This is a genomic window from Mycobacterium sp. TY814 (assembly GCF_030755175.1).
In the GTDB taxonomy this organism is placed as follows: Bacteria; Actinomycetota; Actinomycetes; order Mycobacteriales; family Mycobacteriaceae; genus Mycobacterium.
On the sequence record NZ_JAUFRY010000001.1, the window covers coordinates 2,306,413 to 2,321,722 of the forward strand.

At 68.6% G+C, this 15,310-nt stretch carries 15 protein-coding genes and 1 pseudogene; 4 read left to right on the forward strand and 12 right to left on the reverse strand.

What is annotated here, in order from left to right; translation table 11 throughout:
- Positions 1-8: 8 nt before the first annotated feature.
- Positions 9-686 carry a DedA family protein gene (locus QXH22_RS10295; protein ID WP_306242799.1) on the forward strand — a complete coding sequence of 226 codons (678 nt, stop codon included), beginning with the start codon at positions 9-11 and terminating at the stop codon, positions 684-686.
- Here the strand turns inward: QXH22_RS10295 and QXH22_RS10300 are convergent.
- A complete protein-coding gene (locus tag QXH22_RS10300; RefSeq protein ID WP_306242801.1) occupies positions 675-1,790 on the reverse strand; it encodes a glycoside hydrolase family 76 protein in 1,116 nt (371 codons plus the stop codon). The two genes, QXH22_RS10295 and QXH22_RS10300, sit on opposite strands and share 12 nt — an antisense overlap.
- 44 nt (positions 1,791-1,834) lie before the next feature.
- On the opposite strand from QXH22_RS10300, the gene eat reads away from it, so the two are divergent.
- Entirely contained in the window at positions 1,835-3,208 is a 1,374-nt protein-coding gene (eat, locus tag QXH22_RS10305; RefSeq protein ID WP_306275498.1) for an ethanolamine permease, read from the forward strand.
- Here eat and QXH22_RS10310 read toward each other — a convergent pair.
- From QXH22_RS10310 to QXH22_RS10350, 9 genes and pseudogenes are all read right to left on the reverse strand, one after another.
- Positions 3,174-4,388, reverse strand: coding sequence for a VWA domain-containing protein (locus QXH22_RS10310; RefSeq protein WP_306275499.1), 1,215 nt, complete (start codon positions 4,386-4,388; stop codon positions 3,174-3,176). The two genes, eat and QXH22_RS10310, sit on opposite strands and share 35 nt — an antisense overlap.
- On the reverse strand, positions 4,385-5,047 hold the full coding sequence (locus tag QXH22_RS10315; RefSeq protein ID WP_306275500.1) for an SRPBCC family protein: 663 nt from the start codon (positions 5,045-5,047) through the stop codon (positions 4,385-4,387). The genes QXH22_RS10310 and QXH22_RS10315 overlap by 4 nt, the downstream gene beginning before the upstream one ends.
- 13 nt (positions 5,048-5,060) lie before the next feature.
- Positions 5,061-5,930, reverse strand: coding sequence for a MoxR family ATPase (locus QXH22_RS10320; protein ID WP_306275501.1), 870 nt, complete (start codon positions 5,928-5,930; stop codon positions 5,061-5,063).
- Positions 5,927-6,511: an NTP transferase domain-containing protein gene (locus QXH22_RS10325; RefSeq protein WP_306275502.1), complete on the reverse strand. Its 585-nt coding sequence runs from the start codon at positions 6,509-6,511 to the stop codon at positions 5,927-5,929. Before QXH22_RS10325 ends, QXH22_RS10320 begins: the two co-directional genes overlap by 4 nt.
- A 170-nt stretch (positions 6,512-6,681) precedes the next feature.
- A pseudogene (locus QXH22_RS10330) lies at positions 6,682-7,377 on the reverse strand (XdhC family protein); the annotation flags it as partial.
- A gap of 8 nt (positions 7,378-7,385) precedes the next feature.
- Positions 7,386-9,794: an aerobic carbon-monoxide dehydrogenase large subunit gene (locus QXH22_RS10335; protein WP_306275503.1), complete on the reverse strand. Its 2,409-nt coding sequence runs from the start codon at positions 9,792-9,794 to the stop codon at positions 7,386-7,388.
- The gene (locus QXH22_RS10340) at positions 9,791-10,273 is read right to left on the reverse strand and encodes a (2Fe-2S)-binding protein (protein WP_306275504.1); all 483 of its coding nucleotides are present in this window, start codon (positions 10,271-10,273) and stop codon (positions 9,791-9,793) included. The genes QXH22_RS10335 and QXH22_RS10340 overlap by 4 nt, the downstream gene beginning before the upstream one ends.
- Positions 10,274-10,278: 5 nt before the next feature.
- Positions 10,279-11,169, reverse strand: coding sequence for a xanthine dehydrogenase family protein subunit M (locus QXH22_RS10345; RefSeq protein ID WP_306242815.1), 891 nt, complete (start codon positions 11,167-11,169; stop codon positions 10,279-10,281).
- Positions 11,170-11,201: 32 nt separating this feature from the next.
- Positions 11,202-12,368: an XdhC/CoxI family protein gene (locus tag QXH22_RS10350; RefSeq protein WP_306242817.1), complete on the reverse strand. Its 1,167-nt coding sequence runs from the start codon at positions 12,366-12,368 to the stop codon at positions 11,202-11,204.
- Positions 12,369-12,391: 23 nt separating this feature from the next.
- Here QXH22_RS10350 and QXH22_RS10355 point away from each other — a divergent pair, with 23 nt between their 5' ends.
- Entirely contained in the window at positions 12,392-13,351 is a 960-nt protein-coding gene (locus QXH22_RS10355; RefSeq protein WP_306275505.1) for a LysR family transcriptional regulator, read from the forward strand.
- A gap of 144 nt (positions 13,352-13,495) precedes the next feature.
- Positions 13,496-13,711: a dodecin family protein gene (locus tag QXH22_RS10360; RefSeq protein WP_306242821.1), complete on the forward strand. Its 216-nt coding sequence runs from the start codon at positions 13,496-13,498 to the stop codon at positions 13,709-13,711.
- Between the two features lie 50 nt (positions 13,712-13,761).
- On the opposite strand, the gene QXH22_RS10365 is transcribed toward QXH22_RS10360, so the two are convergent.
- Entirely contained in the window at positions 13,762-14,406 is a 645-nt protein-coding gene (locus QXH22_RS10365) for a TrmH family RNA methyltransferase (RefSeq protein ID WP_306275506.1), read from the reverse strand.
- On the reverse strand, positions 14,403-15,305 hold the full coding sequence (locus tag QXH22_RS10370; protein ID WP_306242824.1) for a hypothetical protein: 903 nt from the start codon (positions 15,303-15,305) through the stop codon (positions 14,403-14,405). Before QXH22_RS10370 ends, QXH22_RS10365 begins: the two co-directional genes overlap by 4 nt.
- Between the last annotated feature and the right edge of the window lie 5 nt (positions 15,306-15,310).

The following is a 15,310-nucleotide window of genomic DNA, read 5'->3' on the forward strand; positions in this document are numbered from 1 at the left end:
GAAGCACCATGAGCACCACCGTGACCGCGTCCGGCAGCATCCTGGACCCGATGTTCTGGATCGGCCCGGAGGGTCTGTTCGCCTCCGCGGTGCTGCCGACCATCCTCGTCATCGTCTTCGTCGAGACGGGGTTACTGTTCCCGCTGCTGCCCGGTGAATCGCTGCTGTTCACCGGCGGCTTGCTGGCCGCCAAGGGGACTCTGGACATCTGGATCCTCGCCCCCGCGGTCGCGCTGGTCGCCGTGCTGGGCGACCAGACCGGATACTTCATCGGCCGCCGCATCGGCCCAGCGCTGTTCAAGAAGGAAGATTCGCGGTTCTTCAAGAAGCACTACGTGACCGAGTCGCACGCCTTCTTCGAGAAGTACGGGTCGTGGGCGATCATCCTGGCCCGGTTCATGCCGTTCGTGCGCACGTTCACCCCGGTGATCGCCGGCGTGTCCTACATGCGCTACCCGGTGTATCTGGCATTCGACATCGTCGGTGGCGTCCTGTGGGGCGGTGGCGTGACCGTGGCCGGCTACTTCCTGGGCACGGTGCCGTTCGTCAACCAGAACCTGGAAAAGATCATCCTGGCCATCCTCTTCGTGTCGATGATCCCGGCGTTCATCGCGGCCTGGCGCGGCTACCGGTCCCGCCGCAACGCGCCGGCACCGACACCGGACGAAGTGCCGCTATCCGACTGACTTGACCATCGCGACGTTGTGCGCGGCCTCCATCAGCATCCAGCCGCCCAGCTGCACCGACAGGTCCCGCTCCGGTATCGACGAACCGTTCACCGCGCCCTCGACGAACTGCGCCTGCTGACCGCCGGCCGTCGGTATCTCGGCGTCGCGGTCCCAGAAGGCGCCGAACACCGGTAGGCCGTCCACCGTCTGGCGGTAGTCCCACGCCGACTTCGCCGACGACAGCACGATGTCGCGAGCGGTCTCACGGGCGGCCTTGTCCTCGGCGGAGTCGCCGGGCAGGTCGGTGGCGACCAGGGCCAGGTAACGGGCGGTGATGCCGCCGAATAGGCCGCCGTCGCCACCTCCGGCGCTCTTGAGCACACCCCGGGGCGCCATGTGCTCCTTGACCGCGGCCACCAGCCGGTGCACGCGGGGCCGGTGCCGGTCGTCATGGGTGCGCTTGGCCAGCTCGACCTCCAGCCCGAGCACCACACCCTGGCAGTAGGTGTACTGCGCCCGCACCAGCGAGCCGTCCTTGATGCCGTCCAGCACCAGGTGGGTCTCCGGGTCGATCAGGGTTTCGTCGATCCAGTCGGCCATCTGCTGGGCGCGCCGCAGGTGCCCCTCGTAGCGGGCCAGGAAGATCCCCGCCGGGCCGTTACCGGGGGCGTTGAAGAACTGATCCTGCTTGCGCCAGGGGATGCCACCGCCGTCCTCGGGCACCCACGCGTCGACGAACTGCTTGGCCAGGGTGTGCAGGGCGCGGCTGCGCTCGACGCCGACCAGACGTCCGGCGCGCTCCAGGGCCAGCGCCAGCCACGCCATGTCGTCGTAGTAGCTGTTGGTCCAGCGCAGGGTGTTGCGCAGCCGGTGCGAGCGGATCTGCCGGCTGATGCGGGTGCGACGCTCCGGCTGCGGGTCGCGCAGTTCGGCGTCGATCAGGCAGTCCAGCAGGTGCGCCTGCCACCAGTAATGCCAGGTGCCGAACATCCGGTCCTTGCGGTCCGAGGGCCAGGCCACCACACCCAACTGGGTGCCGGGCAGGCCCCACAGCCGTCGCAGGTTCCGTTGCGTGACGGCGGTTTCGGAAGTGGCGGCCCGGTTCGCCCATACCTGATCCATACCTGCCGATCCTGCCCTACGGTTTGCGGTGACGGGAGGGCACCTTGGACGGGCACGCACAGTCGCCGGACTACCTGGAGAAGAGACAGCTGCGGACCGGTACGGCCGGGTGGTTGCTGCTTGCCGGACTGGGCGTCAGTTACGTGGTGTCCGGCGACTATTCGGGCTGGAACTTCGGGCTGGCGCGCGGCGGGTTCGGCGGGCTGGTGATCGCTACCGCGGTGGTCGCCGCCATGTACCTGGCCCTGGTGCTGGGAATGGCCGAGCTGTCCTCGGCCCTGCCGACGGCCGGTGGCGGGTACACATTCGCGCGGCGGGCACTCGGTCCGTGGGGCGGGTTCGCGACCGGTACCGCCGTGTTGCTCGAGTACTCGATCGCGCCCGCGGCCATCGCCACGTTCATCGGCGCGTACGTGGAGTCGCTGGGACTGTTCGGCATCCGCGACGGCTGGTATGTCTACCTGGCGATCTACGCCCTGTTCATCGGAATCCACCTGGCCGGTGTGGGCGAAGCGCTGAAGGCGATGTTCGCCATCACCGCCGTCGCGCTGGCGGGCATCGCGATCTTCGCCGTCGCCGCCGCCGGTCGCTTCAGACTGGCGAATCTGACCGAGATCACGCCCACGCACGCCGTCGGCGCATCGTCCTTCCTGCCGCACGGCTACCTCGGGGTGTGGTCGGCACTGCCGTTCGCCATCTGGTTCTTCCTGGCGATCGAGGGGGTGCCACTGGCCGCCGAAGAGACGGCGCACCCGGCCCGCAACGTGCCGCGCGGCATCACCGCGGCGTTCGCGGTGCTGCTGGTGACCTGCGTGCTGGTGCTGCTGCTGACCACGGGTTCCGGCGGCGCACAGGCGATGTCGACGTCGGGTAACCCGCTGGTGGCGGCGCTGGGGTCAGCGGGGGCAGCCAGGGCGGTCAACTACATCGGACTGGCCGGCCTGATCGCCAGCTTCTTCTCGATCATCTACGCGTACTCGCGGCAACTGTTCGCATTGTCCCGGGCGGGCTACCTGCCGACGGCACTGTCGATCACCAACGCGCGGAAGGCCCCCACCCTGGCGCTGGTCGTTCCCGGCGCGATCGGGTTCGCGTTGTCGCTGACGGGCAAGGGCGATCTGCTGCTCAACATGGCCGTCTTCGGCGCCACCCTGAGCTACGTGCTGATCATGGTGAGCCACATCGTCTTACGCAGCCGGGCACCCGAACTCGACCGTCCGTACCGGACTCCCGGCGGCAGAGCCACCACCGGTTTCGCCCTGCTGGTCGCCGCGCTGGCGCTGGTGTCCACGTTTCTGGTCGACGGCGTGGCGGCGCTGTGTTGCCTGACGGCCTTCTGTGGCTTTCTGCTGTATTTCGGCTTCTACAGCCGGCACCGGGTGATCACCAGCGCCCCGGACGAGCGACTGGCTGAGTGAGCATCGCCAGAACTTCTTGCAGCGCGGTCAGCGTGTTTCCCGGCAGAAACACATCGCAGAAGGGCAGCGCCGCGGCCATCGAACCGGTCAGCGGTCGGTAATCAGGTTGCGCGGCACGGGGGTTGAGCCATATCAACCGGTGGGCACGGCGGCGCAACCGGGTCATTGCGTGCTCGAGCACCTCCGGCGGATCGCTGTCCCAGCCGTCGGAAGCGATGATCACGACGGCGCCGCGCAGTGCGTTGCCGTGGCCGGCCGTGGTCAGCAGGGCGTTGATGCTGCGGCCGATGAATGTGCCGCCGTAGCGGTCGGCCACTCGGGCATTGGCACGGTCCAGCGCCGCCTCGGCGGAGCGGTGTGACAGCACCGAGGTGAGACGGGTCAACGACGTCGAGAACGCGAACACCTCGGGCCGGATCGCCGTCTGGCGCATCATCACCGCCCGCATCAGATGCAGGTAGACCGTCGCGAAGGGCTGCATCGACCGGCTCACGTCGCATACCAGCACCACCCGGCGCGGCCGGCGGCGCGGACGGGTTCTGGCGAGGTTGATGGTTTCCCAGCCGGTCGCGCGCGACGCGTTGATGGTCGCCCGCAGGTCGATCCGGCGGCCGTGGGAGCTGGGCCGGGATCGCAGGCTGCGTCGGGTGGGCCAGTGCGGCAACGATTCCCGAAGCCACGCGCCGAGCAGCCGCAGATCGTCGGGATCGAACCGGTCGAAGGGCTCGTCGGTGAGTGCGGCGATGCGGCTGGGCACGAACTCGGGCAATCGGATCCCGGACTCGCCATCGCCGGATTGGCCGGCGGTGCCGCCGGCCCAGGGCAGCGTCTGGTTCACGGCGCCGGACCGGCTGCCACCGCGGTGCACGACCCCGGCCGCCGGGGTGCGTGGTCCCGGCAGCGGCAACGACGGGCTGTCCCGCCGATCGGGCGCGCCGGAGCCGAAAACGGCCGCGAACACCGCGTCGAAGGCGACCAGATCGTCCATCCGGTCGACCAGGCTCAGCCGCGCGGCCCAATACAGCGACGACCGGTCATGGGGCGCCAGGTGCTGCAGCGCCTGCACGAAAGTCGTTTGGCCACTGGCCGATACCGACACGCCCGCGCTGCGCAGCCGTGCCACCAGTGCGGCCGCGAACGCCGCCAGGTCGACACCGCGCAGCAGCGCCGGGGCGCTCACTCGCGGTTGCGCCGCCGCAGCAGCCAGATCAGGGCCAGCACCGCCAGCACCGCGGCCGCTACCGCGCCGTACTTCTTGAGTTGGTCTCCGCCGGCCAGTTCGAGCAGATCGATGGGCTCGGGCTCGGGCGCCTGCCGGGTCCCCGGCACGGGATTGGCCGGCCAGGCCGGAATCGCTTCTTCGCCGTTGGGCACAGCCGCGACCTCGGCGCCGCCCTGTGCCGCCAGCTCGGCTTCCAGGGATTCCACGAACTGTCCCAACAACTTCTCCGACACCTGCTGCAGCATGCCGCTGCCGAACTGCGCCAGCTTGCCGACGATCTTGAGGTCGGTATCGACGGTCACGTTGGTGCGCTCGCCCGCGGCCTGCAGTTGCGCGGTGACGGTGGCCGCCGCGTTGCCGGTTCCGCGTGCTTCTTTGCCCTTGGCGTCGAAGATCGCGCGATGTTGCGCGCGGTCCTGCTCGATGAAATGCACCTTGCCGGTGAATTCGCTGGTGACCGGCCCTACCTTGACCTTGACCTTGCCCAGGTAGTCCTCGCCCTCGTGGCCGACCAGTTGCGCCCCCGGCATCAGCGGGATCACCCGTTCCAGATCGCAGAGCACGTCCCACGCTTCTTCGATGGGCGCGCTGACGGTGAACTGGTTGGCGATCTTCATCGTGAGAGTCCTTTCATGTTCGGCTGTATTCCACCAATGCATCGCGGATCGCAGTGCGGTCGTCGGGCGTCTTGGCCAATGCACCCAAGCTGATCGCCGCCGACTCGTCGACCAGATCGGAGACCCCGAGCGCGACCAGGGCGGCGACCCAGTCGACGGTCTCGGCGATCCCGGGCGGCTTGTCCAGATCGAGTGCTCTGGCGGCGCCGATGAATTGGGTGGCACGCTCGATCAGCGGCGCGGTCGCCCCCGGTACCGTGCGGCGCACGATCGCGGCGGCCCGGGCCGGTTCGGGGTAGTCGATCCAGTGGTACAGGCACCGGCGCCGCAGCGCGTCGTGCAGATCACGGCTGCGGTTGGAGGTGAGGACGACGATCGGCGGACGCTCGGCGGCGAACGTGCCCAACTCGGGGACGGTGACCGCGGCCTCACCCAGAAACTCCAGCAGCAGTGCCTCGAATTCGTCGTCGGCGCGATCGATTTCGTCGATCAGCAGCACCGGCGGCGTCGGTCCGCGGTGGCGCACGCATTGCAGTATCGGGCGGTCCACCAGGTAGGCCTCGGTGTACAACTCGCCTTCGGTCATCGCGGCACCGCTGGCCTCGGCCAGCCGGATGGACAACAGTTGTCGCTGGTAATTCCAGTCGTAGAGCGCCTCGCCGGCGGTCAGGCCCTCGTAGCACTGCAGCCGGATCAAGGGCGTATCAAGCACCGTCGCAAGCGTTTTGGCAGCGGTGGTCTTACCGACGCCGGGTTCGCCTTCCAGCAGCAGTGGCCTGCCGAGCTGTGCGGCCAGGTAAATGGCCGACGCGGTCCCGGTGTCCAGGAGGTAGTCGTGTGCGTCGAATCGGCGGACGACGTCGTCGGGGCCGGCAAACGTCATGGCGCGGTCGCCAACAGTCGCTGATAGTCCTCCCAGGTGTCCACATCGAGTGGAACGGGCCGGTCGACCTGCAGGTGGCAAACCGGGTAACGGCCTGACTCGATCAGCTTCCACACCCCCTTGTCGCCGTGCAGCTGCGCGAGGTCGCCGAACACGTTGCGGCTGAACCAGAATGGGTGTCCGATCCCGTCGGTGTAGCGGCAGACCACGATATCGCCGCCCTCGGCGCTGATCCGCCGCATGTCGGCCGGGTCGACCCCGGGCTGGTCGCCGAGCATCAGCACGATGCCGCCCGACCGCGGATCCACCTGGCCCAGAGCCACCCGCAGCGATGCCGAGCATCCGGTGCCGAAGTCGTCGACGCTGACGACGTCGAGCCCGTCCAGTGTGACCTTGTCGCGAACCAGGTGCGCGGCGCCGCCCAGGGTGATGATCAACTGATCGAAGCCGGCGGTCCGCGCGACATCCAGCGTCGCGCCCAGCAGAGTCGTATCTCCAAGGGGCAGAACCTGTTTAGGCTGGCCGAGGCGGCGGGAGGCGCCCGCGGCCAGCACCACACCGGTGACGAACGGCACGCTCATGAGCCCTGCCGCTCGGCGAAGGCGGTGCGGCAGCCCGAGCAGCAGAACCAGTAGTCGGTGCCGGCCACCAGCAGGTGTGGGGTGTCCGGGCCGGTACTCACGGTCATGCCGCACAACGGGTCGACGGCCGTACTCGGCGCGGAGTCGGTGCGCACCGCGCGGGTGAGCGTGCCGCCGCGCAGCGCGGCGATGAGTTCCGCGGCGATCGCCACGGCGATCTCCGGTGGCGTCTTGGCTCCGATCGCAACCCCGACCGGGGTGTGAATACGGGACAGTTCGTCGTTGGCGAGGTCCAGGGTGCTCAGTATCGAGGCACCGCGCACCTTGCTGGCCACCAAACCGATGTAGCCGACTCCGTGATCGATTGCGGCGCGGATGATCTCGGCTTCCGGGCCGCCGTGGCTGGCGATCACCACGGCGCTGGCGTCGGCCAGGTCGGCGTCCCGGCACGCGTCGTAGCCGAGCACCCCGCACACCGTGATCAGGGCGTCGGCGATGGGGGTCTCCCCGTAGATGCGGATCAGCGGCGCGGGCAATTGCGGCGTCAGAAAGATCTCCAGCGAGCCGCCGGACAGGCACGGGTTGACCACCACGCAGGCCCCGGGCGCCTCGGGGAAGTGCACGTCGCCGTCGGGCAGCACCCGCAGCAGCACACTCTCGCCGGCCTGCAGCACGCCCAGCGCGGCCTTGCGGACCGAGTTCTGCGCGCACTGACCGCCAACGAATCCCTCAATGGTGCCGTCTGGCAGAAGGATTGCCTCGTCGCCCGCGCGTGCGGAGGTGGGCTGCTCGGCACGCACCACCGTCGCGTGCACGAACGGTGTTCGTGCATCGCGCAATTGCTGCGCTCGTTCGCTGATTCTCATCGCGCGGGTCAGATCGGCGGCCTGGCCCGGCCCTGCATGGCCTCCCACACCCGCGACGGCGTCAGCGGCATGTCGGCATGCCGAACCCCGAACGGTGCCAACGCATCCACCACCGCGTTGACCACGGCCGGCGGCGAGCCCACGGTGGCCGATTCACCGATGCCCTTGGCGCCGATCGGGTGGTGCGGCGACGGAGTGACGGTAAACCCGGTTTCCAGGTGCGGCACCTCCTGCGCGGTCGGAATCAGGTAGTCCATCAGCGAACCGCCCAGGCAGTTGCCGTCTTCGTCGAAGGCGATCATCTCCATCAGCGCCATCCCGATGCCGTCCACGATGCCGCCGTGCACCTGCCCCTCGATGATCATCGGGTTGATCCGGGTGCCGCAGTCGTCGACGGCCAGGAACCGCCGCACCTTCACCACGGCGGTGCCCGGATCTACGTCCACCACACAGAAATACGCGCCGTACGGATACGTCAGGTTCGACGGGTTGTAGCAGATCTGCGCGTCCAGGCCACCCTCGATACCCTCGGGCAGATCACCGGCGCCGTGCGCGCGCATCGCGATGTCCTGAATGGTCACCGACGCGGCCGGGTCGCCCTTGACGTGGAATGTGCCCTTCTCCCATTCCAAGTCGGCCACCGAGACTTCCAGCATGCCCGACGCGATGATCTTCGCCTTGTCGCGGACCTTGCGCGCCACCAGCGCCGCCGCCGCCCCCGACACCGGGGTGGACCGGCTGCCGTAGGTGCCCAGGCCGAATGGGGTCTGATCGGTGTCGCCGTGCACCACGTCGATGTCCTCGGGCGGGATGCCGAGTTCCTCGGCGACGATCTGGGCGAACGTCGTCTCGTGCCCCTGGCCCTGGGTCTGCACCGAAAGGCGCACCACCGCTTTGCCGGTCGGGTGCACGCGCAACTCACACCCGTCGGCCATGCCCAGACCGAGGATGTCCATGTCCTTGCGCGGGCCGGCGCCCACCGCCTCGGTGAAGAAGGACATGCCGATGCCCATCAGCTCGCCGCGCTGGCGCTTCTCGGCTTGCTCGGCGCGCAGTGCGTCGTAGCCGATCATGTCCATGGCCTTGCGCATGGTGGTTTCGTAGTCGCCGGAGTCGTACACCCAGCCGGTCTTGCTGGTGTACGGGAACTGGCTCGGCCGCAGCAGGTTTCGCAGCCGCAGTTCGGCCGGGTCCATCTTCAGGTCGAAGGCCAGGCAGTCGACCAGCCGCTCCACCAGGTACACCGCCTCGGTGATGCGGAACGAGCACGCGTAGGCGACACCGCCGGGCGCCTTGTTGGTGTATACCGCGGTCATGTGGCAGTAGGCGGCCTCCAGGTCGTAGCTGCCGGTGAACACCCCGAAAAAGCCGGCCGGGTACTTCACCGGCGCCGCGGTGCCGTTGAACGCGCCGTGGTCGGCCAGCACATTGGTGCGGATCGCCAGGATCTTGCCGTCGCCCGTGGCCGCGATCTCACCGACCATGATGTAGTCGCGGGCGAATCCGGTCGAGGTGAGGTTCTCGCTGCGGTCCTCCATCCACTTCACCGGCTTGCCCAGCACCAGCGAGGCGACGATCGCGCACACATAACCGGGATAGATCGGCACCTTGTTGCCGAAACCGCCGCCGATGTCGGGCGAGATGACCTGGATCTTGTGTTCGGGCAGACCCGCGACCAACGCGTACAGCGTGCGGTGCGCGTGTGGGGCCTGGCTGGTGGTCCACAACGTCAGCTTCCCGGTCACCGGGTCCAGATCGGCTACCGCACCGCAGGTCTCCATCGGCGCCGGGTGCACCCGCGGATAGACGATCTCCTGCGTGACCACCACGTCGGCCTTCGCGAAGACCGCGTCGGTGGCGGCAGCATCACCGGTCTCCCAGTCGAAGCAGTGGTTGTCGGTCTTGCCCTCGAGGTCGGTGCGGATCACCGGAGCCGACGGGTCAAGCGCCTTACGGACGTCTACGACGGGGTCCACCGGGTCGTACTCGACGTCGATCAGTTCCAGCGCGTCGCGCGCCGAGTAACGGTCCTCGGCGACGACGAACGCCACCTCCTGACCCTGGAAGCGCACCTTGTCGGTCGCCAGCACGGCTTGGACGTCGTTGGACAGCGTCGGCATCCAGGCCAGGCCCTTGGCCGCCAGGTCGGCGCCGGTCACCACCGCTTTGACCTTCGGATGTGCCTGCGCCGCAGTCACATCGATGCTGACGATGTTCGCGTGCGCGAACGGCGACCGCAGGATCGCCAGGTGCAGCATCCCGGGCAGTACGACGTCGTCGACGTAGCGGCCGCGGCCCCGGATGAACCGCGGGTCTTCCTTGCGGAGCATCCGCCCGTAGCCGCAGGGCTTCTGGTCGTTGTCCGCGGTGTCTTCGGGGGATGGAGGAAGGGACGCACCCTCTTTGAAAGTCGTCATGATGTCGTCGCCTCGGTCGTGGAGTGCTGCGCGGCCCATTGAATGGACCGCACGATCGTCGTGTATCCGGTACAGCGGCAGATCTGCCCGGAGATCGCTTCCCGGATCGTCTCCTCGTCGGGATCGGGGTTGCGGTCCAGCAGCGCGCGGGCGGTGATCATCATTCCCGGTGTGCAGAAACCGCATTGGAGTCCGTGACAGCGCATGAACCCTTCCTGGACGGGGTCCAGGGTGCCGTCCGGAGCTGCCAGCCCTTCTACGGTGCGCACGCTGTGGCCGGACGCCATGACGGCCAGCATGGTGCAGGACTTGACGGGCACGCCGTCGACGTCGACCACGCAGGTTCCGCAGTTGCTCGTGTCGCAGCCCCAGTGAGTTCCGGTGAGGCGCAGCTGGTCCCGCAGGAAGTGCACCAGCAGCATGCGGGGTTCGACGTCGGCGCTGACCGGTTCGCCGTTGACGGTCATGTTCACCTGCATGGTGATCAATTCCCTTCGGGTTCGGGCTGATTGCGCACGCGCTGCACGGCGCTGCGCAGGGTTCGGATGGTCAGTTCGCCGGCCAGGTGCCGTTTGTAGTCGGCGGTGCCGCGGACGTCGGTCACCGGTTCGCAGGCCTGCCCGGCCAGCCGGCCGGCTTCGGCGAACGTCTCCTCGGTGGCCGGCCGGCCCACCAGTGCCGCGGACAATTCGGCGAGCGCGGCCCGGTCCGGGTTCACCGCGGTCAGCCCCACCCGGGCGGCGGCGATCTCGTCGCCGTCCAGCGTGACGGCCGATCCGGCGGCTGTCACCGCCCAGTCACCGACCCGTCTTTCCACCTTGGCGTATGCACTGGAGGTTCGGTGCCGCAACGGGATTCGTGTTTCGATGAGTATCTCGTTCGGGGCGACCGCGGTCTCGTACGGGCCGATCAGGAAGTCGTCGATCGCGATCTCGCGCTCCCCCGAAGGTCCCCGTACCAGGCACACCGCGTCGAGCACTTCGCACACCGTGGACAGGTCTTCGGCCGGGTCTGCCTGGCACAGCGAACCGCCGAGAGTGCCCCGGTTACGCACCACCGGGTCGGCGATCACCCGCTCCGCGTCGCGGAAGATCGGGCACACCGCGGCCAGGGTGTCGGATTCCAGGATCTCCCGGTGGCGGGTCATCGCGCCGACCCGGACCAGCGTCGGATCGGTGATCACGTAGCCCAGCTCGGGCGCCAGGTCGTTGATGTCGATCAGGTATTCGGGGTTGGCGATGCGCAGCTTCATCATCGGCAGCAGGCTGTGCCCGCCGGCGACCACCCGCGCCTCCTCCCCCAGCCGGTCCAGCAGTCCGATGGCGTGGTCGACGCTCGTCGCGCGTTCGTATTCGAAGGGCCCAGGTACTTGCATGCCGAGAAGTGTCTGCCTGCGGCCCGGGGGCGTCAATGACGAGTCAAGTGATCCGTTAACTCGCCCTCGACCTGCGGCTCCGCCGCGTCGTGGTGGATCCGGCCGCCGATCTCGGCCAGCGGCCGCCCGCCCCCTCCCCACCGCCGCGCGATGATGTCGGCGGCGATCGAAACAGCGGTCTCCTCCGGCGTGCGGGCACCCAGGTCCAGCCCTATGGGACTGGACAACCGGGCCAGTTCGGTGTCGCTCAGCCCGACCGCCCGCAGCCGTCGCATCCGGTCGTCATGGGTGCGGCGCGATCCCATCGCCCCCACGTATCCGACGTCCAGGCGCAATGCGATCTCGAGGACCGGCACGTCGAATTTGGCGTCGTGGGTCAGCACGCAGATCACCGTCCGCCGGTCGACCGCTCCCGCTTGCGCTTGCGCGGCGAGATAGCGGTGTGGCCAGTCGACGACGACCTCGTCGGCGGTCGGAAAACGGGCCGGGGTGGCGAAGACCCGGCGCGCGTCGCACACGGTGACGCGATAGCCCAGGAACGTGCCCTGCCGGGCCACGGCCGCGGCGAAGTCGATCGCGCCGAAGACCAGCATCCGCGGACGCGGCGCGAAACAGGACACGAAGACCTGCATGCCCTCGCCGCGACGCTGACCGTCCGGCCCGTACTCCAGGATCCCGGTGCGGCCCAGGGCGAGCAGGCCGCGGGCGTCGTCGGTGACAGCGTCGTCGGCACGTGCCGAGCCGAGTGAACCTGCGGTGCCGTCCGGAGCGACCACGATGCGGCGGCCGACACACTGCGCGTCGGTATGGGCGATGACGGTCGCGACGGCCACCGCCCGGTGTGCGTCGATGTCCTGCGCCACCGCGCCCAGTTCGGGGAACGTCTCCTGCGACACCGCCTCGACGAAGATGTCGATCACACCGCCGCAGGTGAGGCCGACCGCGAACGCATCATCGTCACTGATCCCGTAGCGCTCCAGCCGCGGCGTCCCGCTGGCCGCGACCTCGGTGGCCAGTTCGTACACGGCGCCCTCGACGCACCCGCCCGACACCGATCCGCTCACCGAGCCATCCGGCGCTACCACCATCGCGGCACCCGGTTGCCTCGGCGCCGACCGCATGGTCCGCACCACGGTCGCCAACCCGGCGGTGCCACCCGCGCGCCAGATCGACATCAGATCGGCAAGCACGTCACGCATGCTCTCAACGTAGGCTCATCGGCATGACCCCGGCTCAACTTCGGGCCTATTCGGCGGTGGTGCGACTGGGCTCGGTGCGCGCCGCTGCCGCCGAACTCGGCATGTCCGACGCCGGAATCTCGATGCACGTCACCGCATTGCGCAAAGAGCTCGACGACCCGCTGTTCACCCGGACCGGGGCCGGGCTGGCGTTCACCCCCGGCGGCCTGCGGCTCGCCAGCCGGGCGGTGGAAATCCTCGGGCTGCAACAGCAAACGGCCATCGAGGTCACCGAGGCCGCGCACGGCCGGCGGCTGTTGCGCATCGCCGCCTCGAGCACCTTCGCCGAGCACGCCGCACCGGGACTCATCGAGTTGTTCTCGTCGCGGGCCGACGATCTGTCGGTGGAGTTGAGCGTGCATCCGACGAGTCAGTTCCGCGACCTCATCCGGTCGCGGGCGGTGGACATCGCGATCGGGCCGGCCAGCGAGAGTTCTGGTAGCGCCGATCTGTTCGTACGCCCGTTCCTGAAGTATCAGATCATCACCGTGGTGGCACCGAAAAGTCCTCTTGCCGTGGGTGTTCCGACTCCTGCGCTGCTCCGCCAGCAGCAGTGGATGCTCGGGCCGTCGGCCGGCAGCGTGGACGGCGAGATCGCAAACATGTTGGGCGACTTGGCGATTCCGGAGTCACAGCAAAGAATCTTCCAGAGCGACGCCGCGGCGCTGGAAGAGGTGCTGCGGGTCGGGGGCGCGACGCTGACCATCGGCTTCGCGGTGTCCAAAGACCTTGCCGCCGGCCGGTTGGCGCATGTGACCGGGCCGGGGCTGGACAAGGCCGGCGAGTGGTGCGTGATGACCCTGGCGCCGTCGGCGCGTCAGCCCGCGGTGTCCGAACTCGTCCGCTTCATCACCACACCGCGCTGCATCCAGGCGATGATCCGCGGCAGCGGCGTGGGCGTGACGCGGTTCCGGCCGAAGGTGCACGTCACCTTGTGGAGTTAGCCGCGTCGAGTGTGCACCGGCGACCTCGCCCGTGCGTCCACCGCGGCAGAATCGCCGAACTCGCGATGCCCTCGCACACTCGAATCCACGCGCGCACACCCGATGCGGGTATCTCGGCACGAAGTAGCTATACGCTTTACCCCCATGAGCGTGTACAAGGTGATCGACATCATCGGGACCAGCCCCACGTCATGGGAGCAGGCGGCAACCGAGGCGGTGGAGCGGGCGCGGGAGAGCGTCGATGACATCCGGGTGGCCCGGGTCATCGAGCAGGACCTGGCCGTGGACGCCAGCGGCAAGATCACCTACCGCATCAAGCTCGAGGTCTCGTTCAAGATGAGACCCGCCAGGCCGCACTAGCAGGACACCGCCGGGACGGCCGGAAGCGACGGCCTGCCCGGCTGAGAGCGCTACCAGGCGTGCGTCAGATCGGCGTGCTGCCGAATCCAGGCGTGCATCGCAATGCCCGCTGCCACACCGGCATTGATGCTGCGGGTCGACCCGAACTGCGCGATCGATACGGTCAGTGCCGCGCCGGTGCGGGTGTCATCGGTGATGCCCGGACCCTCCTGGCCGAATACCAGCAGACAGTCCCGGGGCAGCGAGGTCTCTTCCAGCCTGGTGGCACCGGGGACGTTGTCGACGGCGACCACGGCCAGACCCGCCGCGGCCGCGAACTCCATCAGTTCGGCGGCGCTGTCGTGGTGGCACAACCGCTGATACCGGTCGGTCACCATCGCCCCGCGGCGGTTCCACCGGCGGCGGCCGACGATGTGCACGGTATCCACGGCGAAGGCGTTGGCGGTGCGCACCACCGAGCCGATGTTGGCGTCGTGCCCGAAGTTCTCGATCGCGATGTGCAGGGGGTGCCGGCGACGGTCGATGTCGGCGATGATGGCTTCCCGGGTCCAGTACCGGTAGGCGTCGACGACATTACGAGAATCGCCGTCGCGCAACAAATCTGGGTCATAGCGTGGGTCGTCGGGCAGCACTCCGGCCCAGGGTCCGACGCCGGTCGCGGGAGCTCCCCATTCGGTGGGCCCGGGCTCGCTCACTTGGCGGTCCACACCGCGGCGTGGGTGCCTTCGATCGACACGGTCGCATACAACAGCGCCTGACTGATCTCGCCCTGGGTGCACAACGATGCGTTGAGCTGAATCGAGTCCCGCGAGTCGTCGGGCAGCACCAGCACCGACGACCCGTAGGCCGCGCAGGCCGGGCTCAACCCACGCCCGGGCAGACTTGGGGCCGCGACCAGCATGAGAGGTCCACCGCGACGGGCGGATTCGTCCCGGTACTGGGCCCCGATGGCGCCGGCTTCCAGGTTCAGCAACATGTAGCCGTCGCCCTTGAACGCCCCCGGGTCACCCAACTGCGCCTTGTTGATCGGGAGACCGTCGGCCCGCCATGCCGACACGTTGGTGGACTTGACCACCAGACCGGTGTCGTTGACGTTCGTCGGCGGCAGGCCCACCGGAAATGGCGCTGCGTACGCCGCCGAGGTACCGGCGATCCGATCGTGGGGCGAGTAGCTGTAGACGCCCCGCACGGCGCTGCGCTCCTTCAGCGGGCCCAGACAGACCGTGCCGGTCAGCCGGTCCGGCAATGTTTTCGCGGGCGAGCTGATGTCGGGCACCTTGGTGATGGCGTCGTCACAGCTGCCCAGCGCGTTGACTTCCATCGGATGCGACAGCGCGCCGTAGAGACCGAAGCGGATGTCTTCGGCCTTGGCGCGCGGCGCTTTTGGATCCGCAGGCGATGCGTCGACATCGACCAGCACGTAGTCCTGCGCCCACCGCAGATTCGACACCGACATGTTCCAGCCCAGCACGGCCAGCGATTCACCAATCCGGGCGCTGGGGGCTCCGAAGACCCGGCCGGACCGATCCGAACCCGAACAACTCACCGCACAGCACAAGGCCAGCGCGAAAACCAGCGCATCGCGAACGCGCACGCGGC

What these genes read in the sequence shown, in the direction of transcription:
- QXH22_RS10320 (WP_306275501.1), bottom strand. Translation starts at nt 5,930, where the DNA reads ATGACGTTTGCCGGCCCCGACGACGTCGTCCGCCGATTCGACGCACAC.
- QXH22_RS10295 (WP_306242799.1), top strand. Translation starts at nt 9, where the DNA reads ATGAGCACCACCGTGACCGCGTCCGGCAGCATCCTGGACCCGATGTTC.
- QXH22_RS10300 (WP_306242801.1), bottom strand. Translation starts at nt 1,790, where the DNA reads ATGGATCAGGTATGGGCGAACCGGGCCGCCACTTCCGAAACCGCCGTC.
- QXH22_RS10335 (WP_306275503.1), bottom strand. Translation starts at nt 9,794, where the DNA reads ATGACGACTTTCAAAGAGGGTGCGTCCCTTCCTCCATCCCCCGAAGAC.
- QXH22_RS10345 (WP_306242815.1), bottom strand. Translation starts at nt 11,169, where the DNA reads ATGCAAGTACCTGGGCCCTTCGAATACGAACGCGCGACGAGCGTCGAC.
- QXH22_RS10355 (WP_306275505.1), top strand. Translation starts at nt 12,392, where the DNA reads ATGACCCCGGCTCAACTTCGGGCCTATTCGGCGGTGGTGCGACTGGGC.
- QXH22_RS10360 (WP_306242821.1), top strand. Translation starts at nt 13,496, where the DNA reads ATGAGCGTGTACAAGGTGATCGACATCATCGGGACCAGCCCCACGTCA.
- QXH22_RS10350 (WP_306242817.1), bottom strand. Translation starts at nt 12,368, where the DNA reads ATGCGTGACGTGCTTGCCGATCTGATGTCGATCTGGCGCGCGGGTGGC.
- QXH22_RS10340 (WP_306275504.1), bottom strand. Translation starts at nt 10,273, where the DNA reads ATGCAGGTGAACATGACCGTCAACGGCGAACCGGTCAGCGCCGACGTC.
- QXH22_RS10315 (WP_306275500.1), bottom strand. Translation starts at nt 5,047, where the DNA reads ATGAAGATCGCCAACCAGTTCACCGTCAGCGCGCCCATCGAAGAAGCG.
- QXH22_RS10325 (WP_306275502.1), bottom strand. Translation starts at nt 6,511, where the DNA reads ATGAGCGTGCCGTTCGTCACCGGTGTGGTGCTGGCCGCGGGCGCCTCC.